The organism is Streptomyces sp. NPDC030798 (assembly GCF_055572275.1).
This window is the reverse complement of record NZ_JBVIDR010000020.1, coordinates 1-25253: the sequence shown is the minus strand read 5'-3', so window position 1 is coordinate 25253 and position 25253 is coordinate 1. Positions and strand designations below refer to the sequence as shown.

The 25253-nt window shown below is 67.2% G+C and carries 15 protein-coding genes; 10 read left to right on the top strand and 5 right to left on the bottom strand.

Annotation, left to right across the window (positions count from 1 at the left end; genetic code table 11):
* Positions 1-4 precede the first annotated feature (4 nt).
* Genes ACZ404_RS33735 through ACZ404_RS33715 form a run of 5 tightly spaced genes read left to right on the top strand, consistent with a single transcriptional unit; the run spans position 5 to position 13295 of the window.
* Positions 5-3076: a non-ribosomal peptide synthetase gene (locus ACZ404_RS33735; RefSeq protein WP_468446655.1), complete on the top strand. Its 3072-nt coding sequence runs from the start codon at positions 5-7 to the stop codon at positions 3074-3076.
* The gene (locus ACZ404_RS33730; protein ID WP_468446653.1) at positions 3073-3348 is read left to right on the top strand and encodes a phosphopantetheine-binding protein; all 276 of its coding nucleotides are present in this window, start codon (positions 3073-3075) and stop codon (positions 3346-3348) included. Before ACZ404_RS33735 ends, ACZ404_RS33730 begins: the two co-directional genes overlap by 4 nt.
* Complete coding sequence (locus ACZ404_RS33725; RefSeq protein WP_468446651.1) at positions 3341-6520, top strand: amino acid adenylation domain-containing protein; 3180 nt, start codon at positions 3341-3343, stop codon at positions 6518-6520. The genes ACZ404_RS33730 and ACZ404_RS33725 overlap by 8 nt, the downstream gene beginning before the upstream one ends.
* Positions 6521-6522: 2 nt before the next feature.
* Complete coding sequence (locus ACZ404_RS33720; protein ID WP_468446649.1) at positions 6523-11937, top strand: amino acid adenylation domain-containing protein; 5415 nt, start codon at positions 6523-6525, stop codon at positions 11935-11937.
* Positions 11934-13295 (top strand): condensation domain-containing protein, encoded by a 1362-nt coding sequence (locus tag ACZ404_RS33715; protein WP_468446647.1) that lies wholly within the window; start codon positions 11934-11936, stop codon positions 13293-13295. Before ACZ404_RS33720 ends, ACZ404_RS33715 begins: the two co-directional genes overlap by 4 nt.
* Positions 13296-13331: 36 nt before the next feature.
* On the opposite strand, the gene ACZ404_RS33710 is transcribed toward ACZ404_RS33715, so the two are convergent.
* Positions 13332-14381 carry an AraC-like ligand-binding domain-containing protein gene (locus ACZ404_RS33710; protein ID WP_468446645.1) on the bottom strand — a complete coding sequence of 350 codons (1050 nt, stop codon included), beginning with the start codon at positions 14379-14381 and terminating at the stop codon, positions 13332-13334.
* A gap of 667 nt (positions 14382-15048) precedes the next feature.
* On the opposite strand from ACZ404_RS33710, the gene ACZ404_RS33705 reads away from it, so the two are divergent.
* Positions 15049-16065: a helix-turn-helix domain-containing protein gene (locus ACZ404_RS33705; RefSeq protein WP_468446643.1), complete on the top strand. Its 1017-nt coding sequence runs from the start codon at positions 15049-15051 to the stop codon at positions 16063-16065.
* 323 nt (positions 16066-16388) lie between these two features.
* Here ACZ404_RS33705 and ACZ404_RS33700 read toward each other — a convergent pair whose 3' ends face one another.
* From ACZ404_RS33700 to ACZ404_RS33685, 4 genes are all read right to left on the bottom strand, one after another.
* Complete coding sequence (locus ACZ404_RS33700) at positions 16389-16769, bottom strand: hypothetical protein (RefSeq protein ID WP_468446641.1); 381 nt, start codon at positions 16767-16769, stop codon at positions 16389-16391.
* Between the two features lie 16 nt (positions 16770-16785).
* Complete coding sequence (locus ACZ404_RS33695) at positions 16786-17184, bottom strand: hypothetical protein (protein ID WP_468446639.1); 399 nt, start codon at positions 17182-17184, stop codon at positions 16786-16788.
* 861 nt (positions 17185-18045) lie between these two features.
* Positions 18046-19458, bottom strand: a complete 1413-nt coding sequence (locus ACZ404_RS33690) for a carbohydrate-binding protein (protein ID WP_468446637.1) — start codon at positions 19456-19458, stop codon at positions 18046-18048.
* A gap of 990 nt (positions 19459-20448) precedes the next feature.
* Positions 20449-21039 carry an HAD family hydrolase gene (locus ACZ404_RS33685; protein ID WP_468446635.1) on the bottom strand — a complete coding sequence of 197 codons (591 nt, stop codon included), beginning with the start codon at positions 21037-21039 and terminating at the stop codon, positions 20449-20451.
* A gap of 1215 nt (positions 21040-22254) precedes the next feature.
* Between ACZ404_RS33685 and ACZ404_RS33680 the strand changes: the two genes are divergently transcribed.
* The 4 genes from ACZ404_RS33680 to ACZ404_RS33665 form a co-directional block, all read left to right on the top strand.
* Positions 22255-22698 (top strand): GntR family transcriptional regulator, encoded by a 444-nt coding sequence (locus tag ACZ404_RS33680; protein WP_468446633.1) that lies wholly within the window; start codon positions 22255-22257, stop codon positions 22696-22698.
* On the top strand, positions 22695-23606 hold the full coding sequence (locus tag ACZ404_RS33675; protein WP_468446631.1) for an ABC transporter ATP-binding protein: 912 nt from the start codon (positions 22695-22697) through the stop codon (positions 23604-23606). Before ACZ404_RS33680 ends, ACZ404_RS33675 begins: the two co-directional genes overlap by 4 nt.
* On the top strand, positions 23603-24616 hold the full coding sequence (locus tag ACZ404_RS33670) for a hypothetical protein (protein WP_468446629.1): 1014 nt from the start codon (positions 23603-23605) through the stop codon (positions 24614-24616). Before ACZ404_RS33675 ends, ACZ404_RS33670 begins: the two co-directional genes overlap by 4 nt.
* 300 nt (positions 24617-24916) lie before the next feature.
* On the top strand, positions 24917-25253 hold a 337-nt coding region (locus ACZ404_RS33665; protein WP_468446627.1), incomplete at its 3' end, for an IS5 family transposase.

The following is a 25253-nucleotide window of genomic DNA, read 5'->3' as shown; positions in this document are numbered from 1 at the left end:
CACCATGATCGACCTGTCGCCCTCCCAGCAGGGTATTTGGTTCACGGAGCAGGCCGGAATCGCCGGTACGGCCTACCACCTCGCCGTGGCGCTGTGGTTCGACGGCGAGCCGGACGAGGCCGCGCTGCGCCGCGCCTGCCGATCGGTTCTGGCCCGCCACCCTGTCCTCGGCATGGCGGTCGCCGTCGGCGTCGACGGATCGCCCAGGCTGGTTCCCGCCGTCCGTCCTCCCACGTTCGCCCGGGTCGCCTGGTACGACGACCTGCACGACGAAGAGGTACGCCGTCCGTTCGACCTGACCCGTGGCCCGCTGTGCAGGTTCACCTTGGCCGCCGGAGAAGGCCGGCACCTGCTGTTGGCCGTGACACACCACCTCGTCTTCGACGGCGTCTCCAAGGACCTCTTCGTGGCTGACCTGGTCGCCGGCTACCGCGGCGACACCTTCCCGCCCAGCGTCGAGGTGCCCCACGACGCCGAGGGACTCCGGATCACCCCTGGCTTGCTGGCCGGCGCCAGAGGCTTCTGGGGCGAGCGCCGGCACGAGACGGACCACGTCGTACTGCCCGGACTGCGCCGCATACCCACTTGCGCACAGCCAGGTACGGCGCTGCGGTTCACCGTCGACAGCGAACTCTCGACTGCCGTGTCACTTACTGCGCGAGCAGTTGGGGTCACCCGTTTCGAGCTGCTGCTGGCCGCCATCCACGCCGTGCTGCAACGCTACGGGAACGCCGCTCCGGTGACCTCGGTGGCCCTGTCCACGCGCGAACCCGCCGAAGAACAAGGCCGGATCGGCATGTACGTCAATGAACTGCCCGTGAGCGTCGGGACGTTCGTGGGCACCTTCCGGGACCTGGCCCTCGCACTGCGCAAGGAACTGCGTGAGGTCTACCGATTCCGAACCGTACCGTGGAGTCATGCTGTGCCCGGCGTGCGGCCTCGGGTGGCGCCGACCCCCGTCTCGGTCAGCTACCGACGTCAGGGCACCGACCATGTCTTCGAGGGTGTGGACGCGACCGTCGACTGGGCTGTGTTTGGCGGGTCCGCCCGCAATGCCCTGCACTTCCAGCTCGTGGACGGCCCCGGTGACCTCACCGTAAGTCTGCAGTACAGCCCAGAGGCAATGGACGGTGACGCGGTCCAGCGCATCGCCGACCACCTGGGCACTCTGCTCGCCGGCATATGCGCGGACCCGGACACCTCGGTAACAGCTCTGCCCCTGCTCACCGCCGATGAAATGAACCTGGTCGTACGGGAATGGAACGCAACTGATCGTGCGCATCCGGCCGACGAGACGGTCGTGACTCTCATCGCGGCGCAAGCACGCCGCACTCCGGACGCCATTGCCGTGGTGTGCCCGGGCCAGAGCACTCTCACATACCGGGAACTGGTGGACGCGGCGTCGCGCCTGGCACGAAGACTCCGCAAGCGAGGGGTGTGTGACGGCGCGCTCGTGGGCGTCTGCCTTCCCCGCTCTCCGGAGCTGCTCATCGCACTGCTCGCGGTCGGAGCCGCAGGCGGGGCGTACGTGCCGGTCGACCCGGCCCATCCTGTCGAGCGACGCGCACTCGTCCTCGCGGAGGCCGAGCCTGTGCTCACGATCGGTACCACGGCACTCGCCGAGGGGCTGAACGGGCCGACCCTGTTGCTTGATGAGGACCCCGGGTTGACCATCGGTGATGGGCACCTGAGCCGCGACGCTTCACAAGCGGAGACCGCCGGGCTCGACGCTCCAAGCTCGGACAGCCCGGCATATGTGATGTTCACGTCAGGTTCGACGGGCCGGCCCAAGGGCGTCGTCGTCCCGCATCGGGCACTGGTGAACCTGCTGTGCGCGATGCGCGACCTGCTCGGCAGCACGGGGGACGACAGGTGGCTCGCACTGACCTCGGCGGCATTCGACATCTCCGCGGTGGAGTACTGGCTTCCGCTGATTGTGGGCGCGCGCGTGGTGGTCGCCCCGCCCGGCGCCGTGACCGACGGGAAGGCCCTGGTCGGCCTTGTGCGCCGGCACGGTGTCACACACGTCCAGGCCACCCCGTCGGGATGGCACGTTCTACTGGCGGGCGGATTGTCGGCCGAGGACGGTGTCATTGCGCTGATCGGCGGCGAGGACCTGCCGATGACGCTGGCACGGCAGCTGCGCGCCAGGGTGCGCCGGCTCGTCAACATGTACGGCCCGACCGAGACGACGGTGTGGTCGACCGCTGCCGAGATCACCGACAAGGCGCAGGAGGTGACCATCGGAAGACCCATCGCCAACACCCGCGTCTACCTGCTGGACGCGTACGGAAATCCAGTGCCCGTTGGTGTGCCGGGTGAGCTGTGCATCGGTGGCGCGGGCGTGGCCGACGGATACCTGCGCAACCCTGAGCTGACCGCCGCCCGGTTCGTTCCGGACCCGTTCGTGCCGGGCGAGATGATCTACCGCACCGGGGATCGCGCCCGGTATCTGACCGATGGGCGCATCGCATTCCTCGGCCGCTCGGACAATCAGGTGAAGGTTCGTGGTCACCGGGTCGAACTGGGCGAGATCGAGGCCCGTCTCCTCGAACATCCTGCCGTGGCGCAGGCGGCTGTCGCCCTGCACAGGACGGCAGGAGACCTGGACGCCGACCTGGTCGCCTACGTGGTGCCACGCGAAGCGCCGGTCGAGGGGACCCGGCTCCGCGAACACCTGAGCCGCTGTCTGCCGGCGGCGATGTTGCCGGGGCACTGGGTGGTGCTCGATCGACTTCCCCTGGGTCCGAACGGGAAGGTCGATCGCAACGCCTTGCCTCGGCCTGCGGTGACAGAGCGCTTTCAGGCGGACCGGCCCAGCAGCTCTTCCCGCACCGATGGGGACGAGGTCACAGAGCACATCCGGCAGGTATGGCAGGACGTCCTCAAGACGGAGGGAATCCGCTTTGATGACGACCTGTTCGAACTCGGCGGCCACTCGCTGACCATGATCCGCATCATCAGCCGCATCCAGCAGTCGTACGGCGTCAGCATCCCCATCGACGTGTTCTTCGACACGCCGACGGTAACCGGCGTCGCCGACATCGTCCGTACCGAGCTGGGAGCGACCCGGTGACCCGCGACGGCCTGCGATCCCGGGTGGCGGTGCTCGTCGAGGAAGCCTGCGATGGTCAGGTCAGCGCGGCCGAGGCGGCCGCAACACCGTCGCTGGCGCTGCTCGGCATCGACTCCTTGGCCACGATGAGGATCGTCGACGCGGTCGAGAGGCGGTTCGCCGTACAACTCGACCTGCAGGAAGCGGTCACCTGTCTCGACAGTGTCGACGGCCTCACCGAACACCTGATCCAGCTTGGTGTCACAGCGGACACGGAGACAACCCATGACTGAACGCCAACTTCCGCTGTCCGCAGGCCAGGAGCGCATGTGGTTCCTGCAGCGGTACGACCCCGGCGACCCGGCATACAACGTGTTCGTGGCGCTGCGGCTTGCCGGACCGCTCGACAGTGCCGCGCTGGAGCGTGCGCTCAACGACATCGTCGCCCGCCACGACACGCTGCGCAGTGCGTTCCCCGAGCGAGAGGGCCGGCCGGTGAGGGTGGTACGGGACCGGTCGACCGTGCCGCTCCAACAGGTCGATCTACGTGAAGCGGATGATCCCGAGCCTGCCGCACGGACCGTGGCGCAGGACTGGTCCAGCGCTCCGTTCGACCTGGACACCGCACCGCTGTTGCGCGCTCTGCTCGTCCGGACCGGCGAGGAGACGCACGTCCTCGCGCTGTGCATGCACCACATCGTCTCGGACGGCTGGTCGATGTCGATCCTGCTGTCCGAGCTCTCGGCCACGTACGGTGCCCACCACGCGGACCAGTCGTCGACGCTGCCGGATCTCCCTGCCACCTACGACGACTACGTGCGTGCTCAGAGAGCAGAGGTGGGCAACTCTTCGTACCGGGCCGCACGGGATTACTGGACACGGCAGCTCGCCGACCCTCCCGTTCTGACACTGCCCTCCGACCGTCCGCGGCCGGCTCAGCAGCGATCGCACGGTGCCACATGGCGCACCCGCGTTTCTGCCGAGCTCGTCGACGCCGTCCGACGGCTGGCCCGCCGGCACCGGTGCACTCCGTTCATGGTCTGGCTCTCCGCGTACCAGTTGCTACTGGCCCGGTACGCCGGGCAGACCGACGTCTGTGTCGCCACCCCCACTGGTCGTCGCCACCGCGTCGAGCACGAGGCTCTGATCGGTTACTTCACAAGCCACGTCGTGCTTCGCGGTGACCTCTCGGGAGACCCGTCCTTCGCCGAACTGCTGCAGCGCACCCGAGCCACGGCACTCGCCGCGTACACCCACGCCGAGGCGCCCTTCGAACAGCTGATGATCGAGCTCGACATTCCCCGGGACCCGAACCCGCTGTTCCAGACCTGGTTCAACCTGCACACCGAGACCACCGGCCCGCAGGCTCCGGAGTGGCCGCCTGAGCTGCAGGTCGAGCCGCTGCCTGTGGACCCGGGCCATGTAAAGGGCGATCTGATGGTCGATCTTTGGCCGGACTCTGATGGTCTCGACCTGGTGTTCACGTACAACCGTGACCTTTTCGACGAGGCGACCGTAGCAGATCTCGCCGACAGACTTCCGATGCTCATGTCTGCGTTGGTGGCAGACCCCGCCATCCAGGTAGGCCGGGCGCCGTTGCTGCGGCCGTCCGAACGCGGCGGCATCCTCACCGGGCCGCAGCAGCCGGACGGAGCCGGCCCGGACGACCTCACGGGCGACACCGTCATCGATCTCATTCTCGCCCGGGCAGCCCGGACGCCGGAGGCAGTGGCTGTTCGATGCGGTACGCAGTGGCTGAGCTATGCCGAACTGGACGTACGGACGGCAGCGGTGGCCGCTGCCCTGCGCGACCACGGCGCCGGTCGGGAAACCGTGGTCGGTCTGTGTCTGGAGCGCTCGCTCGACCAGGTGGTGGCCGTGCTGGCGACACTGCGAGCGGGGGCGGCGTACCTGCCCCTCGACTCCACGTACCCGCACGAGCGGCTGGACTTCATGCTGCGCGACAGCGGTGCCACGATGCTCATCACCGACGGACGCTTCTCATCGGCTGACGTGCCGTCATTGCGTATGGACGACCTCGCTTCCATGGCCGCCTCCGCGGCAAACCCGCCGCTTCAACGGCCGCTGCCCGAGCATCTCGCATACGTCATCTACACCTCCGGCTCCACCGGTGTTGCCAAGGGTGTCGCCGTCGAACATCGGAGCCTGGCCGCGCGGGTGCACTGGATGCGTGAGGCGTACGGGATGACCGAAGGCGATCAGGTCGTGCAGTTCGCCTCGCTCAGTTTCGACGCGCATGCGGAGGAACTCTATCCGGTGCTAGCGGCCGGCGGCACGCTCGTTCTGCCGACTGTTCGCAGGGAGCTGTTCGCCGACTGGCTCGCCGGTCCGGAAGCCCGTGACGTCACCGTCCTGGACCTGCCGACCGCCTACTGGCACGCACTGGTGCGCGACCTGGATCCCGGACACTGGCCGCCGGGGCTTCGGCTGGTGATTCTCGGCGGTGAGCAGGTGGACTCCGCCGCCGTGCGCGCGTGGCGGGCGGGTTTCGGCGACCGGGTGGAACTGGTCAACACCTATGGTCCGACCGAGGCAACGATCATCGCCACGGCAGCGTGGCTGCACGATGCCGATGCATCGGCACGGCCACCCATTGGGCACCCGATCGCGCAGACATCCGCCTACGTCCTGGACAGCGCACGCAACCCGGTGCCGCCCGGCGTGGTGGGGGAGTTGTACCTGGCCGGTGCCGGCATCGCGCGCGGCTATGTGAAGCGACCTGCCCTGACGGCCGCACGGTTCCTCGACGATCCGTTCACCGATGGGCGGATGTACCGCACCGGCGACCTGGTCCGGCAGCGCTTGGACGGCCGGCTGGAGTTCCTCGGGCGCGAGGACCAGCAGGTGAAGGTGCGCGGGTACCGTATCGAGCCGGGAGAGGTCGAAACGCGGCTCACCGGTCACCCGCACGTTGTCCAAGCCGCGGTCGTAGCGCGGGGCGACGCTTTGATCGGCTACGTCGTCCCGGTGGACGGCACCCGGCCCAGCGCAGCCGAACTGCGCCGGTTCGTCGCAACTGGGCTCCCCGGCCACATGGTCCCTTCAACCGTTGTCGTACTCGACAGACTGCCTCTGACGCACACCGGCAAGCTCGATCGTGCGGCTCTGCCGCCCCCCGGCGACGACTCCGTCCGGGAGCAGCAGTTCGTGCCGCCGCGCAGCCCTGTCGAGGAGTTGGTGGCCATCGTCTGGGCCGAGGTGCTCGGCGTCGAACGGATCGGCGCCCTGGACAACTTCTTCGATCTCGGTGGTCACTCGCTGCTGGCCACCCGGGTCATCGCTCGGCTGCGGGCGGCCGCTGGGCTCGACCTTCCCCTGCGCACGCTGTTCGACGCTCCGACGGTGGCGCAGACGGCTGCGGTGCTGGAAGACATGATGACCACCGAGATCGAACGCATGAGCGATGACGAGGTGAGGCAGCTGCTCACCGAGGAAGGGAGGTAACGATGACGTCAGCTTCCGAGCGGGCCCGACTCGCCGCCATGCTGCTGGAGAAGCGGCTGAGCGGCCGGGACACTGAGGGACCGGTGATCCCGCGTCGCCGTGAGGGCACGGCACCGCCGCCGACTTTCGCGCAGGAGCGGTTGTGGTTCATGGACCAGTTCGTTCCGGACTCGGCCGCCTACACCATCCCGGTCGTTCTGCGGCTGCGTGGGCCGCTCGACGTATCGAGGCTGCGCGCGGGGCTCGATGCCGTGACAGCCCGTCACGACAGCCTGCGCATGCGGTTCCCGGTCTCCGACGACGGGCAGCCGGTCGTCATCGTCGAGGATGCGGTCAGTGTCCCGGTCGTCGTCACCGAAGTCGATCAGAGTGTGCCGCTGCCGGACCGGGAGCAGGCTGCCCGGCGTGTGATCGGTGCGAGCGTGACCGCCCCGTTCGACCTGAGCTCCGGGCCGCTGGTGCGTGCCACGCTGGTGCGCATCGGCCCTGACGACCACGTACTCGCTCTGGTCCTGCACCACATCGTGTCCGACGGCTGGTCCGTCAACATCTTCCTCGCGGACCTGTTCGCGGCATACGCCGGCCGGCTCGACAAGAACGAAATGCCGATACGTTACGGTGATTACGCCGCTTGGCAGCGCGAGCACTACCTCGGAGAGACACGAGAGCGCGACCTGCGGTACTGGCGCGAGCAGCTGGCCGGCGTGACGCCGCTGGAACTGCCCTGCGACCGGCCACGACCGGCCGAGCAGACCTTCGACGGGGCCGGGTGCGCGGTGTCCTTCGACGCCGCGCTGAGCAGCGCGGTGCTCGAGCTGGCCCGCGTGCATGCGGCCACGCCGTTCATGGTGGTCATGGCGGCATACCAAGCGCTGCTGTTCCGGTACTCCGGGCAGCACGACTTCGCTGTCGGGTCCACAGTGGCCGGCCGTTCCCATCCAGAACTGGAGGGAATGGTCGGGCTGTTCGCGAACGTTCTGGCTCTACGCGCCGACCTCTCCGGAGACCCGACCTTCCTCGAACTGCTCGCCCGGGTGCGAGACACCGCACTCGACGCCTTCGCCCACCAGGACATGCCGTTCGAGCAGGTGGTGAGCGACCTTCGGGTGGCTCGGGAGGTCAATAGGCCGCCTGTCTTCCAAGTGACCTTCGCCATGCTCAACTACGCCCACGACCGACTCCCAACCGGGGAACTGGACATCGCGCCATTTCCGCTCGAAGCCTCGACCACCCGTTTTGATCTTGAGCTGTATCTGTGGGAGTCACCCGAGGGCCTGAACGGCTTCGCCACCTACAACAGGCACTTGTTCCTGCCCGAGACCATCGCACGTCTCTTCGGCCACCTGGAACGAGTGCTGCGCGCCGTCGTGGCCGATCCGGGGGTGCGGCTCAGCGACATCGACCTGCTCGGTCCCGACGAGCAGGAGCTGATACTGCGACGCTGGAACGACACCGCTGAGGACATCGGTGCTCCGGCGACCCTGGCCGGGCTCGTCGAGGCGCAGGTCGCGGCCACCCCAGACGCGGTCGCGGTCGTCATGGACGAGGGGAGGGCGGTCAGTTACCGCGAGGTCAACCGCATGGCGAACGGCCTGGCGCTGCGACTGCGGGCCGAGGGCGTCGACGCCGGAACGCTGGTGGCCGTGTGCGCCGAGCGTTCTGTGGAACTGGTCGCAGGCCTGCTTGCGGTGCTGAAAGCCGGAGGTGCGTACCTTCCGCTGGACCCGGAGTACCCCTCCGAACGCCTGGCATTCATGATCGAGGACGCGGAGCCGACCGTGGTACTGGCGGCACGGCAGTTCGCCGAGACTGTGCCCGTCGGTCAGGTTCTCGTCCTGGAGGAGATCCTCGGGCAACTCGGAGACGACACCGGGAACCTGCCGCCGGCGGCGACTGCGGACGACGACGCCTACGTCATCTACACCTCCGGATCGACGGGGCGACCCAAGGGCGTCCAGAACACCCATCGAGGGATCCACAACCGGCTCGACTGGATGCAGCGCACTTTCCCGCTCGGGCCGGACGACGTGGTGCTGCAGAAGACGCCGGCGGGGTTCGACGTGTCGGTGTGGGAGTTCTTCTGGCCGTTGCTGTCCGGCGCGCGGCTGGTCCTGGCCAAACCGGGCGGGCACAAGGATGCGGCGTACTTGCGCGACGCGACCATCCGGCACGGGGTGACGACGATCCATTTCGTGCCCTCGATGCTCGGGGTTTTCCTGGCGGAGCAGGACATCGAGCGGTGCACCTCGTTGCGCCGGATCATGTGCAGCGGCGAGGAGCTGTCCGTGCACCTGGCGCGGTCGGTGCACGAGAGGCTGGAGTGCGAGCTGTACAACCTGTACGGCCCGACGGAGGCGGCCATCGATGTCACCTGGTGGCGTTGTGATGCTGATGAACTGCACGGTTCGGCACGGGTACCCATCGGCAGACCGATCCAGAACACGCGTATCTGGCTGCTCGACCCCGTCGGCAATCCGGTCCCCGTCGGCGTCGTGGGCGAGCTGTACATCGGTGGCACTGGGGTGGCGCGGGGATACCTGCACCGACCGGAGCTCACGGCGCAGCGCTTCGTCGACCACCCGCTCGGGCGGCTCTATCGCACCGGAGATCGGGCCCGGTACCGGTCGGACGGCGCCATCGAATACCTCGGGCGCCTCGACGACCAGGTGAAGCTGCGCGGTGTACGCATAGAGCCGGGAGAGATCGAATCGGCGCTGCGCGACCAGCCCGGTGTACGGGACGCGGCCGTGGCCGTACGCGAGGTGGGGGTCGGGGACCAGCGGCTTGTCGCATACGTCGTCGGAACGGCCGAGACCGCCGACCTGCGTACGGGGCTGCAGCGCACTCTTCCCGACCATCTCGTGCCGGCGGCCTATGTCGTCCTCGACACGCTTCCGGTCACGCCGAGCGGCAAGCTGGACCGCCGCGCGCTGCCCGCACCAGCCTTCACGCGGCCCGATACCGACGAGCTCGTCGAGCCCCGGTCCGAGGTGGAACGGTGCCTTCACGCCGTCTGGGCCGACGTTCTCGGTATGGCCCGCATCGGCATCGATGACGACTTCTTCGACCTCGGCGGACATTCGCTGCTCGCCACCCAGGTCGTTGCCAGGCTTCGGGGCAAACTCCCGGCAGGTGCCGGACGAGTCAGCGTCATGGACCTGTTCAAGAATCCGACGATTCGGCGGCTGGCCGAGTTGGTGGCGGTGCCGGACGGCGAGCGAGGGCCGCGGCGGTTGCTGTACGAGCTGACCCCACCCGTGCCGGCCGGCCGACGCAGACTGACCCTCGTCTGTGTACCGTACGGCGGAGGCAGCGCGGTGGTGTATCAACCGTTGGCCGACGCGCTGCCGGCGGATGTGTCGCTGTACGCGCTCGCCATCCCCGGACATGACGTGGGACTCGACGAGCAACATGTCGAGTTCGACGCCCTCGTACGCGACTGTGTGACCGAGATCCAGGAACGCGTCGCGGGCCCGGTGACGGTGTACGGACACTGTGGCGTGGGCGGTGCGATCGCCGTGGCGGTCGCACTCGCGCTCGAGGAGGAGGGCAGGCATGTCGAGGCTGTGTACGCCGGAGCGATCCTCCCGTTCGCGCGACCGCACGGCAGACTTGCGGCGTTGCGGACCAAACTGGAGCGGTTCCGCAGCAACCGTGCCTACACCAACTGGCTCACGTCGCTCGGGATCGACCTGACCGGTCTCGGACGCGATCAGGTCCGCACACTGATCGACAGCATGCGCAAGGACAGCGAGGCGGCGGAGACCTACTTCACCGAACTGATGAACCGGGGTGTCCACCGGCTGTCCGCACCCGTCGTCTCGGTGGTCGGCGAGCGGGACGACATGACCATGTACTGCCAGGAGCGCTACCGGGAATGGCATTTCCTCACCGACACAGCCGGACTGGTGGTGCTGGACGAAGGCGGCCACTACTTCCTCAAGTACCGGGCGGAGGAACTCTCAGTCATCGTCACGACCACACACACCCGCCTCGACGACCCGCCCACCACCCCGACATGGCGCCTGGAGTCGGTCTCGCGGGCCCCAGCGTCTTCCGAGCGAGTGGAGGGACCCGAGCCCAGCATGCGGCGCTTCGCCGCCGTCGCGGCCGGACAGCTGGTGTCCATGACCGGCTCGGCGATGACCGAGTTCGCGGTGCCTCTGTGGATCTACATGCACACCGGGTCACTGGTCCGGCTGGCCCTCTTCGCCACCCTCGGGCTGGTGCCCGGACTGCTCGTGCTCCCTCTCGCCGGCGCCATAGTCGACCGCTACAGCCGGCGAGCGATCATGCTCGCAGGTGACTGTGCCGCCACGCTCGTCCAGTCCGTCTTCCTCGCCTTGTTGCTGACAGGACAGCTCCGGGTCGGGCACATCTACGTCCTGCTCGTCGCGCTCTCGATCGCCTTGGTCTTCCAACGCCTGGCCTACGGCTCAGCCATTCCGCAACTCGTCCCCAAGCGCTACCTCGGCCATGCCAACGGCCTGGTCCAAGCCGGTACCGGGCTCGCACAGTTCACGGTACCGGTTGCCGCGGTCGGGCTCGTGGCAGCGGTTGGTCTCTCCGGCGTGCTGATTGTCGACATCGTCGGCTATGCCGTTGCCATCGCGGTCGTGGCGATGCTGCGCTTCCCCAACACCATGGCGTTCCGTCGTCGTGAGGCGCTCACCCGGGAAATAGCCAACGGCTTCCGCTACGCGACGGGTCGGCCCGGCTTCCGCTCGATGCTGGCCTACTTCGCCGTCACCAACATCTTTGTCGGTCCACTGCTCATGCTCATTCAGCCACTGGTACTGGCTTTCGCTCGTTTGTCGGCGGTGACCGCGGTTTCCGTCATGGCGGCGCTCGGGGTCGCCGTTGGCGGCGTGATCATGGCGGTATGGGGCGGCCCGGCACGCAACCGCATGTTCGGGGTACTGTCCGCGTCGCTGGCGCTGAGCCTTGCGGGGCTGGTCACGGGCTTGCGGCCGTCCGTGCCGGTGGTGGGCGTCGGTGCGTTCGGACTCTTCCTCTCGCTGACCGTCATGAACGGCATTTACGCCACAATCATCCAGGTCAAGGTGCCGTCGCGATATCACGGCCGGGTCTTCTCCGTGCACACGCTGTTCGCCTGGGGCACGCTGCCCATCGGGTTCCTCGTCGTCGGACCGTTCGTGAGTCAGGCGCTGCAACCCCTGATGGCGCCCGGCGGGTCGCTGGCCGACACCGTGGGCCGCGTCATAGGAGTGGGGGCGGGACGTGGCATCGGCCTCACCTACGTAGCCTTCTCGGTCATCCTCGCGCTGATTGCCCTCATAGCCATGACGCGACCCACCCTGCGCCATTTCGACCGGGATGTACCCGACGCCGAGGCCGACGACGCCATCGGGCTGGCCAACCTGCGCAGAAACCGAGACCGGGAGCCGGTGTCATGATCCAGTCAGTGCACTTCGCCGGTGCGCGTACCGTGCGCGGTCCGCTGATGTGGACCCAGCGGGCCATGTGGTCCGTGCTGACCCGCCCGGGCTACGAGGGCCAGCAGTACAGCATGCCCGCGGTGTGGCCGGTGCGCGCCGGCACGCCCACCGCCCGCGTCCTGGAGGCGGTGCGGGTTCTGCTCGAACGGCACGAGGTGCTGCGCACGACCTTCGGCACGGAGCCCGACGGCACGCCGTACCAGCAGGTCCACGCTCGCGGGCGTCTCGACATCGAGTTCGTCCCCCTGCCGGCGGTCCCGGACCCGGCGCAGCTCGAGACCCTCGCCGCCGACGAGCAACGGCGAAGCTTCGATTTCACCACCGACTGGCCGCTGCGGATCCGCGCCGTCACCGTCGACGGACGGATCCGCCGGCTCCTGGTGGTCGCCTCGCACCTGGCGCTCGACGGATGGAGCTACGCCCTGCTGGCGCAGCAGTTCCACCGGCTCGTGAACACGGCGTCGTCGGGCGACCTGGGGCCGCTGCCACTCCAGCCATATGACCGGATGATGTTCGAGTGCTCGGTGGAGGGAGAGAGGATCAACCAGCGCTCACTTGCCTACTGGCGGACGATCGCCCAGCAAGCCCCTGCACCCATGGTCGCTGCCCCGGGCGCGGCCACCCAGCCTCGCCCAGACGGCGCACGCATGCGTTCCACGGTCGTCGCGGACGCGGTGCGCGCGCTCATGAGGCGCTATGCGGTGGGGGAGAGCACCGTGGTGCTGACCGCCGCGTCGCTCGTCGTGGGCGCCGCCGCAAGGACCGACGCATGCCTGTGGCGTTCGATCGTGGTACCACGCCACCGGGCCGGGACCCGCGAGTTGGTGGGCATGTTCAATCACAACTCGGCCTGCCATGTCCCGCTGGGTGGCGTCATCACACTCGGCGAACTGCTGCGCCGGTGCGCCGGCGCGATCCTGCAAGGACTCGGACACTGTGAGTGCGATCCATTCGTTCAGGATCCCATGGTCAGTCGCCTGCTTGCGGCACGAGGAATCACGGCCGAGGGCTACCTCTACTTCAATGACGACCGGTTCTCGCGGCCGCCTGACGGGCGCCGGCTGAGCGGTCCCACCCTGGTCGAACGTGTCCCCACGGAGCCCCAGGTAACCGCGAACGTCTTCCTGACCCTGAGCAGACTCGACGCCGAGGCGGTGCTGTCGGTCAACCGGGACCTCGCCTTCCTCCCCGGCGTACCCACCGAGCGACTGCTCCTGCTCATCGAAGAGGTTCTGCGGAGCGCGCACTACGGAGAAACGTCCGTCGCCGCGCTCGTGTCCAAGGTGAACGCCGGTCTGCGAGTGGAGTCGCGGTGAAGCCGACCCGAGCAGGCCGGAGGGCAATGCACCAGATCAGCGGAATTCCTCACGCGGTGGGCTGTCGACCAGGCCGTGAGACGGACCTTCCTCGTGTTCTGGGGGGCTGCCGCAAGGGCTGTGGCCGCTCAGGTGGCGCCACTCCCGAGGAGACATTCCATATGCAGTCCGAAACACGTGGGACAGTTGGGGCCCATCGAGGAAGCCCCAGCGTCTGGCGATCGCGTAGATCGGGTGGTCGAGCAACCCAGGGTCTGCGAGGTCGCGTCGGCAGTGCTCGATGCGCCGTTGCCGAACCCACCCTGCCACGGTGAGCCCTTGCTCGCGGAAGAGACGATGAAGCGTGCGTACGCTGATGTGGTGTGCGGTTGCGATGTCCGAGGGGCAAAGGTCTGCTTCCCCCAGGTGCTGGTCGATGAAGCTCTGGATCCTCAGCATCAATGCCCGATGGCGAGAGTCACGGATCGGCGCACTGGTCGTATCCGCGGCGGTTGCGAGGAGAATCACGATCAAATCCATGAGTACAGTGGACAGACGCGTGATTTCGCTCGGTCCGTATCGATCCGCCTCTTCGGCGAGTTGACCGACGGTTGCCCGGACGAGGTCCGATACGCCCTCATCCCCGGGGATCCGTACTCCCGTCAGCTGTGCGACTCGGTCATCAGGGACCGACAGAAGCTTCCGCGGGATGTTGACCATGATGAGTCGTGCGGGACCGTCAGGGACCTTGCGCCAGCCGCGCAGTTGCCGAGACGAGTCGTACAAACCCAAGTCACCGGGGCTAAGGATGGCCTCACGACCACCTTGTGAAACACCAGTGACTCCTTCCACGTTCATGAGCAAAGAGTAGGCTTCCGGATCCGACTTACGGATGAGTCGTTGACCACGCTGAACCTCCATCGAAATACGGCCCATGGCCGTGAAGTCCATCAGGTTGACTGCACCGAAGTCGGATATCTGGACGCGAGCCGAGAAGTCATCGGTGGAGTCCGCGCGGAGCTCGACCGGTCCCGGCACATCGCCGGTGGCCTCGCGGAAGTAGGCAAATCGCTCGGACGCAGGCAGGTGGTCAGTGGTGATCAGCACGCTTTCCTCAACGGTTCTGGATAGTTCGTTCAAGGTGCGGGACAACAGAGGCCAGTGCTCTCGTAGTCCCTTTCTAGGAGTTGATTGCCGATACGAGTGGTCCGGACTCCGATCGACTGCTGCATCGCAGCGGACAGTTGCAGTGGCATACAGTGACGGCGCCGGGTAGCAACTACGTGTGCGTGTCCCGCAAGCTGCAGGCCCAGGGTGAACCCTGACACGGACAGCTCCCGCTGCATGACGCGGCCGGCCGCCGTAGCCCGGAAGATGCATGCGCCTCGTAGAGGTTCGCGCCCAACCTGAAGCTGACGGTGGACCACTCGCCACCCCAGGCGATCAACGTCACGCCCACGCCGATCCTGGAGACGCGATGTCCGAGGACCACCCCTCAAGGCCAGCGTTCGCTGATCCAGCTGCCGCCAGCCCCGCGTTCAGGGACAGGGCTGCGAGGAACTTCCCCGCGGGGATCCGCATGTCTCTCCTTTGCCGAGTGGCCGGTGAGCCACGTGGGTAGAAGCCGGTACGGCCGGACGTCGCACACCGGACGGGTATGGCGACGCCCCGCAGCGGCCTGCCTTGCACCAGATTCCACGCGGTCAAGCGGTTGTCCGGCCAGCATCCGGCCAATCTCCGGACAATGAAGTGACAAAACCGCAGTCCTGATGGCATGATCCCCGCGTCAGCACGAGAGCGCTCTCAAGAGGTGGATCGGATGGGACGCCCGGAGCGGCCGGTCGATGCTTCCGCAGGCCCTGTCGCGGAATTCGCCGCGCGACTGCGGGCCTTGCGCCGCAAGGCGGGCAACCCGCCGTACCGGCAACTCGCCCGGCACAGTCAGTACTCGGTGACCACGTTGTCCGACGCCGCCGGCGGAAAACGGCTGCCGTCGCTGGACGTCACGCTCGCCTACGTGGCTGCCTGCGGCGGTGACCGTGCGCAGTGGGAGGAGGCCTGGCAGGCCCTCAAAGCGGAACTGGCCGAGGCGGAGGACCGGACGCAGCCGATGGCTGTGACCGCCGGGGCTCGCCCCGAACCGCCGCAGGCGACGTCGGAGCAGTCTCCACCGCCACAACCACCAGATCCGGGCACAGTCCCCAGCCTGGTAGGGGCGACGGACGATGCAGCGGTGCCGACCTCGACCAGCGGCGCCCGCCCCGGTCGGCGCACTCTGTGGGCGGTCGCGGTGGTCGGCGTGGTGGCAGGTGCTGCGCTGGGGGCAGCGGGCACCGTGGCCCTCACGCTGCCAGACGGCTCCGGCGACCAGGCGTCGGCGTGGCGGACCATTCCCCACCGGCCGCCCAGCACCGCACATCCCGGCGACGGCATGGACCCGATTCTCACCGGCTGCGGCGACGCGCGGGCGCAGAAGTACATCACCAGCCTTGACTCGGTGCCGGTCTACCTGCCCGACGGGAGCAAGTTCGGCGATCTGAGGATGCGCAGTAACCCCCGGTGCCCTGGCCTGAATTGGGGCATCGTCGACGGCCCGGTCCGGCCGAACCGCAAGGTGTACGTCATCGCCTACCGCCCGGCCGACCGGGCCAAGAGCATCTCCTGGTACGGCGGCACCTACTCGTCCGCTTACGGCTGGATGCTCAGCACGGACCCGGGCTGCGTATACATCGAGGCGTACGTGCAGACCCCGAAGGGCAACGGGCCCACCGCCCGTACCCAGTGCCTGTAGCGTCAAGCCGGACACCCCCACGCCGGGGCTCGTTGGGAGTTGGACTTTCCACGGGGACCCACCAGGCCGTCTGGCTCAGCACACAGTTGGCTCTGAGGGAACCATACTGACCGTCCAACGGATGAAGCGGGGTTCAGTCACGGTGTCGGCGCGGCACCTCGCAGAACTTCCACACCTACCGGTCGTCCACCGCCTGCCGTGCCTCATCTACGTTCAAGATCACGCGCAGTCGCCATGCCACAGTTGCGCAGCCCTACCGGTGCACGGGCGTCACCCCCGTTGCGGATGACGCCCGTGCATGGAGGTCGCTGCACCATTCAGCGTCAGAAGACCCAGAACGCCTCGCACCCGAAGGTCTGCGTGACGGAGAGCGGGGTGTTCGGGATCCCCGATGCGACCACAGCCGAACGGACGAAGTGAACCGAGTTACCGCTCACCGTGATTTGCGCGGGCTGGGTGCGAGTGACACCGCCGCCAAAGACGCCCGTAATGTAGGCATCACCGTCCGCCTCTGCCGAAATAACCCGGCTTCCTTCGACGTGGACTACCACGTCGAAGTTGATCCAGCTCAAGGGCTGGCCCATGGGCGCGCTGCAAGTCTTGGTGACGGCCGCCTCCGCGTGCGCCGGAGTGGCGGCTCCGACCGCAACGGCGGCAGACAACGCAGCAACCGTGCCTGCACCGATCAGCCGACGAATTCGCATGTCGCTCTCCCTCTGGCTACCACGTGTTCTGGACGGGGCTGTATGCGGTGAGGCGCGTTTCGTGCCCCCACGTGACGGTGAGGACGCTCCTGAAGGAACCGGGTGAAACGCCGCCGAGAAGGATGGGCGGGCCGTCGTAATCCGCCCCGTCGCCTCTGCACGGGGCCGAGGTGGACTGCAACAGGGTGCCATCCACGTCGTACAGCCCAACGGTCACCTGGCAGTCGCCGGGAAGTCGAACGTTGGTGAAGACGCGTGCCGAGGTGACCAGCTCCACACCGTTCATCTGGATGCAGGCCCACCCGCTGACCCCCTGGCCGATGCCGGAGCCGCAACCCCCGCCGCTGGCAGCCGGCTGCACCTCATCCGCTGCGTTCGCCGCCGACGGCGCGGCCAAGAGGCCGGCAATGCTCATCGCGCCAGCGACCGCGACTGACGCAGTTGTTCTTCGGAACCTTCTCAAGGTCTGCAAACCCTGACTCCCTAGTCTCGGTCATAGGAATCCGCCAATGACCGGAACGGCTATGAGTTCATGGCATCGGCTCTACGGATGAGCGACGACCTAATCCTGGATGTCTCCGCGGTTGCGTGAGCTTGCCCAATGCCGCTTCCCAGACTGGCAGATGAGCCCTGCCGACCCCTTGTCTGTGCGTGCCACGCGCTTGTAGCTGCGCGCCTGGATCGACCGCTTGACTTTTTCAGCCGCCGAGGGTGCGCCAGGACTCCGACCGCCTCGCTGACTGACCAGCCGCTGAGGTGTTAGATATGCACGGCGACGGCTGTAAGCACGTGTTCAGGTGGGCTTTTTTGCTGTCCCCGGTAGGCGCCCGACGGCGAAGGGACCGCTTACGTCAATCCCATGAGGTCAGGGTCGCCGCGCCGGTACGCAACGGCACCGCTCTCAAGGCCGACGATTCAGTGAGGACAGCCGGAGCCCAGATCGCGAAATCGGGCCGAAGTCTTGAGCGGTGCCTCCGAACCCCCACAGGTGGGGACCCGAGGTTTCCAGCGCAACGGCATGGCCGTCGGGCAGACCCGGCAAGTTGTACCCGTGGTGCGGCCGCGATGTGTACGTAACCCTCTGGACGGTCTGTGGCACGACGAGGACTTCGATGTCTGTCACCACGGGACGGGCGACTTGGCTCAAGCTGGACCGGCTCGCGCACCTGCCGCAGAGGTCCACGACCGCACTGCTCCTGTAGTCACGGCCGCGAGCGAGGACGCCCACCTTCGCTGCCCCTGGTGATATCCCGCCAGGGGCAGTCGCAGATCCGTCTCAAGTCTGACTGAACGTGAACCAGTTGGCGCTCACATAGTCGGCCGGCTGGCCGCTGGTGAAGGTCAGGTAGACGTCGTGCTTACCGGTGACGGCGGAGATGTTGCCCGGGATGGTCTTCCAGCTCTGCCAGCCTCCCGTATTGGCCACCGCGATGCTGCCGATGGGGGCGCTGCTGCGGCTGTCCAGCCGCACCTCCACCAGCCCGCTGATCCCGTCGGCGGCCCCGGAGGCCACCCTCGCCTTGAACTGGTGCGCCACGGTGCTGCCGAAGTCGACGCCGGGGTAGTACGCCCAGTCGCCGTTGGCCAGGCTGCCGATGTCCTGGCCGCCGCCGACGTCGGAGCACGACTCGACGCTGACGTCCGACTGTTGGCTGTAGTCCTCGGCCTGGATGGTGGAGTACGCGTTCGCACCTGAGCTGCTGCTCGGGGTAGGGCTGGGGCTCTCGCTGCCGGGGGTGCCGCTGCCCGCACTGTAGACGGCGACGTAGTCCACCAGCATGGGGACGCCCGAGCGGGTGTTGGCGGTGGGGGTGACGTACCCGGCGATCGGGTCGGGGAAGGCGCCGCCCATGGCGAGGTTGAGCAGCAGGAAGTGACCGCTGCCGGTGGCGGTGTTCCAGGTGGCGGCGTCCATCTGCGAGGAGTTCACCGAGTGGTACTGCACACCGTCGACGTACCAGCGCAGCTCCTGCGGGGAGACACTGCGGTCCCACTCGATGGCGTAGGTGTGGAAGTCGCCCTGGCACGCGGCATTGGGGCAGGCGGTGCTGCTGCCCAGGCCGGTGTTCTCGTTGCAGGGACCGCCTGGGCTGACGCCGCAGTGCAGGGTGCCCCAGACCTTGTTGACGCCGTTGACGTTCTCCATCACGTCGATCTCGCCGACGCCCGGCCAGTTCCAGTAGTTGCCGCGGTAAGCGGAGCCCAGCGTCCAGAAGGCCGACCAGTAGCCGTCGGCGGCCGTCCCGGTGACATCGGGCATCTGGATCCGTGCCTCGATGCGCAGCTTGCCCCCGACCGGCGGCTGGAAGTCGCTGCGCTGAGTCTCGATCCGAGCAGAGGTCCAGTTGCCGGCCGAGTCCCGGATCGGGGTGATGCTCAGATTGCCGTTGCCATCCAGTTGCACGTTGTCCGTGCTGCTGGTGTAGGTCTGGACCTCGCCGGTACCCCAGTGGCCTGCGCCGCCGGGGTAACTGGTGCCGGTGTCGATGATCCAGTTGCTACTGGAGGGTAGGGTGCCGGCGGCGCCCGAAAAGTCGTCGCTCCAGAGCTGGCTCCAGCCGCTCGACGGGGACGGTACGGCGGCTCTCGCCGTACCGTACAGGCCGAGACAGAGCAGCGCGGTTGCGGTCAGCGCGCCCGCCGCCGCGGCCAGTGGGCCGCGCAGTGTCCTGTGGTGCTTCCTGGGCATGAGGGGGTGGCCTCCGTGGGGTGAGTGGTGGGGATGGAAGCTGGTCGGCCGACCCGTACTGCCACTGTTGACGCCATCTGATGGCACGTCAATACTTAGAGCTTGAAAACGCTCTCACGATGTTGTGCCTTCTCTTGGTGAACGCAAGGTCGCCGACGACCTGTGTCATTCACCGGGCGCAAGGCTGCGGCTGCTTTTCGCATGGGTACTCGGCCCTCCGGCCTCCGCGCTAGTCCGGCTCACGACGCCCACGGCGAACCGGTTCGGCGTCGAATCCGCCGCACTCTGGCGTTCGCCACCTCGACGTACTACGCGGCCAAGTCCCGTTCGTCTGCGGTCCGGTCCGTGCGTGATGCTGCGAGATCCGGCGGATATGACGTCTACGGAGCGCAACGTCTGGCACCAACTGCGACGCGAGGGCATGCGACGGCCCGCTAGCTACGCACCACCGCTCCCGACAAGGACGGCCGCCGCGCGGGCGACCTGGTCAACCGTGGCGGTCCCGGGCCCGGCAGTGGGTGGCGGACTTCACTTACATGCCCTGCTGGGCCGGCACCGTCTACGTCGCGTTCAGCATCGACGCCTGCTCCGATGGATTCTGGGCTGGAAGGCATCGATGAGCAGACAAACGCGCCTGGTCCTGGACTGTGGTCGAACTAGCCCTCTGGCACCGGCTACCGGCCGCATGACCCGGTAACCGGGCTGCTACATCATTCGGACGCAGGCAGCCAGTACACCTCGATCGCCAGTACCGAGCACCTGGCCCCAGGCCGAGATCGCCCCTCAATCGGCAGTGTCGTCGATGCTTACGGCAAGGCCCTCGCCGAGCCCACCATCGGTCTGGTCAAGACCGAGCTGATCAACCGCCGCGAGCCTTGGAAGACCTCACGGACGTCGAGCAGCCGAGTACGCATCCGCCCACCATCACCAGCAAACCCGGGCCAACGTACCCGTCCATGGGCCCTCGGCCGCGTGCGCGCCTTGATTGCGTCAGCGATAGGGTCGAATGTCGATACAGTGCATGCCCGCAGCCTTGGCTGCGGCAATGCCTTCGTCACTGTCTTCATACACCAAGCAGTTGTGCGGTGCGCTGCCCAGTCTTTCTGCGGCGGTCAGGAAGATGTCCGGTGCAGGCTTGCCTCGCTCTACATCGTCGCGCGTGATGATGGCGTCAAATGCGTCGCGGAAGGGCTGGTGGGGAAGTGTTGCCGCGATGAGGGACCGGGTGCTGCCTGAGGCGATGGCCATGGGAATCCTGCCTGCGAAATGTTTCACGACGGCATGGATGCACGGGTGCGGGCGGATAGTGTGCGCGACACTCATGAAGTGTCTGTCACGCTCCGCGACAAGTTCGGTAATGGAGTGGCTCAGCCTCAGGGACCGCTCGCGCGCGAGCGTCGTGATCATCTCAACGGATGAGAGACCGGACCGGTCGTCGAACCACTGCTGGTCGAGTTCGACTCCTTCCCTGGCAAGGGACTTGGCCATGGCCAGATAGTTCGCTGCCTGGCTGTCCACGAGCGTGCCATCCCAATCGAACAGAAGGCAGGAAGCGTTGCGGGGGGAAAGGTCGTCATGCATCTCGCGTGTTTCCCTTCCAGCGAGAGAAGTGCTGAGGCTGCACTAGCCACGGCGGCGAAGTGCAACGTTCATAGCTCTTGCGGTCCGCCCCGGCTCATGGGGCTCGCACAGGACAGCGGGCTGGCGCCGAGGAGTGCAACTCCCTAGGCAACAGGTGCGGTTGGAGGCGAGGGCCGCCGTTCAGGCGCGAGTGAGGAGACCGCCGGAACCGACGCCGAGTTACGGTGGTAAGCGACAGGTGGCGAGTGACGCACGACCGGGAGGCAGGCCGGTCTGGGCACGCTGTGGTTGAAGAGGGCAGCTGTGGTCGCGGGGCTCTCGCGTAGTTGGAGCGGCTGGAGAACGGACTGAAACCTGGTCCTTCGGCGCACAACTGGAACAAGCCCCGCCGCGGACAAAGGCACCGTGGCGGACCTCGGCGCCGACGCCTGATCCGAGGACGAAACGGGCCAGCCACGGCGGGGGCAAAACTGATCCCGGCCGCAGGCCATCACGTCGTCGGTACACGTCGCATTCCTCGGTCTTGCTATCTGTCAACAGCGGGCCCGGCCCGGGGTGCGTGGCGCTTTTGGGCTCAGACTATGCGCAGCGAGCCGGAGCCGAAAGCCCCGCTCCGTCGTCCATAGCCTGTGTAACCAGTCCACTCGGCTGGATCCGAGAGTGGCAGGTGACTGCACTGTTCCCTTGTATCTCGGTGCCACATGATTGCAGACGCGCGACATGCGGGTTCATGCCACGCTCGTCCACGGTTACGAGGTGGACCTCGCGCACCTGGGCCGAAATGTTCACCGCACGCGCGCAAGGCTCGCTGACTCCTTCCCTGTGCCCATGCCCCGTGGGCCGTGGTGAGGATCATGGGACGCGGGCCAGGCTTGGAAGCGACGTCCCACTTCTTCAGTCTGAGCTGTACGACGATGCGCCCACCGTGATCTTCTGGTAGCGCCGCAGCGCCCCAAGCAAACCTCACGCAGTCGGCCCCGCTCGTCCTCCCGTAGGGGCCGTGTCTCGTACGTCGGCTCGGGTATTGGCGATCACATCGTGCGTCGCCTGGTCGCCGCTTCAAGGTTGTCGAGTTCGTCTTCACGCTGGGCGCGGTGCTGTTGCGTCCAGGTACGAGCAGCGTCGGCCGACGCGTCACGATCTTGTCGCTTCCCTCGTGCTCAACATCGGACGAAGGGCTTGGCCGAGGCCCCTCCACTATGCCACCATTTAACTATGAGACTAAATAAGCAGGTTGGTGATTCCTCGCCGATCGACTTCCGCCTCGACCTAGACAGCGGCGTGCCCCCCTACATGCAGCTCGTGCGGCAGGTCGAAGACGCGCTCAGGCTGGGGTTCCTGGTCCCGGGTGACCGCCTCCCCAAGGTCAAGGATGTGGTGGCGGCGCTGGCGATCAACCCCAACACGGTTCTCAAGGCCTACCGAGAACTCGAACACAAGGGACTCGCGGCGGGACGTCCAGGCCAAGGCACCTTTGTCCAGGAGTCCGTCGCCGTTGTGCCGTTGCGCAACGTGCATGCGCTGCGTCGGGGGATCACTCGCTGGCTTCAGGAGGCGGCAGAGGCGGGGCTGGACGACGAAGCGATCTCGGCCCTGTTCACAAGCGCCCTCTACGACCTGCGGCGCAGCCAGGACGGAACGGGGGCATCGGCATCGTGAACGCCCTCGAAACGCATCGACTGAGCAAGCGCTACGGCCGATCGTGGGCCCTGCGTGACTGCTCCCTGGCGATCCCCGGCGGACGAGTCGCGGCGTTGGTTGGTCCCAATGGCGCAGGCAAGAGCACCCTGCTGCAACTGGCTGTTGGCCTTACGCGGGCAACCAGCGGCCGTCTGGCGGTGCTCGGCGGTCTGCTGCCAGGCTCGGACCAGGCCCTACTGGAGGTCGGATTCGTGGCGCAGGGCGCCTCGTTGTACCCCCATCTCAGCGTCGAGGACACGATGCGGCTGGCACGCAGCCTGAACAACCGCTGGGACGACGGGTACGCCCGCCGTCGGCTCGCTGAGCTGGACATCCCCAAGGCTCGGAAGCTAGGGCGTCTTTCGGGTGGTCAGCAGTCGCAGGTCGCTCTCACGCTGGCGCTGGCCCGCCGCCCGCAGCTGCTGATTCTGGACGAGCCAGTGTCCCAGCTTGACCCTCTCGCCCGGCACGAGTTCATGGCGGCTCTGATGTCTGCGGTGGCAGAGGAAGGAATCTCGGTTCTCTTCTCCTCGCATGCGGTCGCGGAACTGCAACGGCACTGCGACTACCTGGTGGTGCTCGGCCGCGGAAGGGTCCAGGTAGCCGGCGACATCGAGCAACTCCTGGCCGAGCACCGGGTCTTCACCGGCCCCGTCGACGAGGCGGACGCCCTGACCGAGATGTTCCCGGTGGTGCGCGACCGCAGGGCAGGACGGCAAGCCACCCTTCTCCTGCGTTCCGACGACGGCAAGGTGCCGCCGCGCGGCTGGCGGTCGCAGCAGACCAACCTGGAGGAACTGGTCCTGGCGTATTTGCGGGAGCCTGACGCGAGCGTGCTGCCGGGACCAGCCCGCGACCAGAACGACGCACGGAGGGCTACGGCATGACCGCGACCACAACCATACGATCGATCCAGCTGCCCTGGCTTGGCAGACTGACTTGGGCCATCTGGCGCCAGCATCGCACCGCCTTCGCAGGAGTCGTCACGCTCATGGCGGTCGTCGGCATCTTCATGGTCGTCAATGGCTTCGCCGTGCGCACTGATTACACCCGCCTGGGCCTCGACCGCTGCGGAAGTCTTACCGGACCGGACTGCAGCGCACCCTTGACTGCCTTCCGGCAGAAATACGGCGCGTGGGCGCAGATCATGCCCTCCGCCCTGATGCTGATACCGGGACTCATCGGAATGTTCCTGGGTGCGCCGCTCATCGCCAAGGAACTGGAATCGGGGACCTACCGCTTCGCCTGGACGCAGAGCCGCCGCCGGGATCGGCTGGTCCTGACCAAACTCATGCTGCTGGCCACCGCCCTCACCGCGCCGGCGGTCGGATTCTCCCTCCTGTTCAGCTGGTGGTGGCACCCCTGGCGTCCGCTCATGGGCCGGATGACTCCCGGAGGGGCCTATGAGGTCTCGGGCGTGGTGTTCGCCGCCCGCACTCTTTTCGCTTTCCTGCTGGGCGCACTCATCGGCGCCGCCTTGCGGCGTACGGTCATGGCGATGGCCGCCACAGCAGCAACGTGGCTGGGCGTGGTCTGGGCCTCCGGCATGTACCTGCGCCCGGAAATCATGCGCCCTCTGGTGCTTCCTGCCGGCTCTTCCCTTAACAAGGCCGATGGGTGGACGGTCAACTCCTGGCTCCAGGACGCAGCAGGTCATCGCATCGACGTCAAGAGCAGCCAGTACGCGGAACTCTTGCATCGAGCCCACAGGGAGGGTGTGGGCTCAAGCGTGCCCTGGCGGACCTGGGTGGCCAATCATCACTACAGTGAGTGGGACGCCTACCAGCCGGCCAGTCGTTTCTGGCACTTCCAGACGATAGAAGCCGGCGCCTACGCGGTACTCGCGCTGCTGCTGGCCGCCGGCACCACCTGGTGGGTGCGTCGACGGGCCGCCTGACCCTGCCCAGGAAGTCCGTGACCGACACGGCTGGTTGAGGTACGCCCCAGTCACACCTCGCGCCTGACGCCATGCCAGCTGCAGGAACAGAGGTGGAACGGCTGACCAGTGCGCAGACCTGCTGCCTGCTGGACCGCAGTCACTTGACCGCGCTGTGCCAGGCCATTCGCATACGGACATCCTTTGTGCCCCGCCACGGGGGTGTGGGTCGATCAGGACCGTCGGCTCGGTCGCTCGTTGGTGTAGCCGTGGGGAAGTACTAGGCCGTTTCCTTCGGATCACCGGATCGTTGGTTGATGTGTGTCGTTGACTGACGCCCAGTGGGCGAGGATCGAGCCGTTGTTGCCGGACCGGACGCCCCGGCGGGGTGGGCGGTGGCGGGATCACCGGCAGGTAATCGATGCGATCGCGTTCAAGTACCGCACCGGGACGCCGTGGATGGACCTGCCCGAGCACTTCGGCTCATGGAAGGGCGCCCACAACCGGCTGCGGAAGTGGGCCGCCGACGGCACCTGGGAGAAGGTCTTCACCGCCCTCCTCGTCCAGGCCGACGCCGAAGGCGACCTGGAATGGGTCGTCGCGGTCGACTCCACGATCGTCCGCGCCCACCAGCACGCGGCCGGTGCCCGTCAAAAGG

Bases quoted from the DNA above. Each gene is read 5' to 3' on its own strand.
- ACZ404_RS33735 (WP_468446655.1), top strand. From the start codon at position 5: ATGATCGACCTGTCGCCCTCCCAGCAGGGTATTTGGTTCACGGAGCAG.
- ACZ404_RS33725 (WP_468446651.1), top strand. From the start codon at position 3,341: ATGACTGAACGCCAACTTCCGCTGTCCGCAGGCCAGGAGCGCATGTGG.
- ACZ404_RS33720 (WP_468446649.1), top strand. From the start codon at position 6,523: ATGACGTCAGCTTCCGAGCGGGCCCGACTCGCCGCCATGCTGCTGGAG.
- ACZ404_RS33715 (WP_468446647.1), top strand. From the start codon at position 11,934: ATGATCCAGTCAGTGCACTTCGCCGGTGCGCGTACCGTGCGCGGTCCG.
- ACZ404_RS33705 (WP_468446643.1), top strand. From the start codon at position 15,049: ATGATCCCCGCGTCAGCACGAGAGCGCTCTCAAGAGGTGGATCGGATG.
- ACZ404_RS33700 (WP_468446641.1), bottom strand. From the start codon at position 16,769: ATGCGAATTCGTCGGCTGATCGGTGCAGGCACGGTTGCTGCGTTGTCT.
- ACZ404_RS33695 (WP_468446639.1), bottom strand. From the start codon at position 17,184: ATGAGCATTGCCGGCCTCTTGGCCGCGCCGTCGGCGGCGAACGCAGCG.
- ACZ404_RS33690 (WP_468446637.1), bottom strand. From the start codon at position 19,458: ATGCCCAGGAAGCACCACAGGACACTGCGCGGCCCACTGGCCGCGGCG.
- ACZ404_RS33685 (WP_468446635.1), bottom strand. From the start codon at position 21,039: ATGCATGACGACCTTTCCCCCCGCAACGCTTCCTGCCTTCTGTTCGAT.
- ACZ404_RS33680 (WP_468446633.1), top strand. From the start codon at position 22,255: ATGAGACTAAATAAGCAGGTTGGTGATTCCTCGCCGATCGACTTCCGC.
- ACZ404_RS33670 (WP_468446629.1), top strand. From the start codon at position 23,603: ATGACCGCGACCACAACCATACGATCGATCCAGCTGCCCTGGCTTGGC.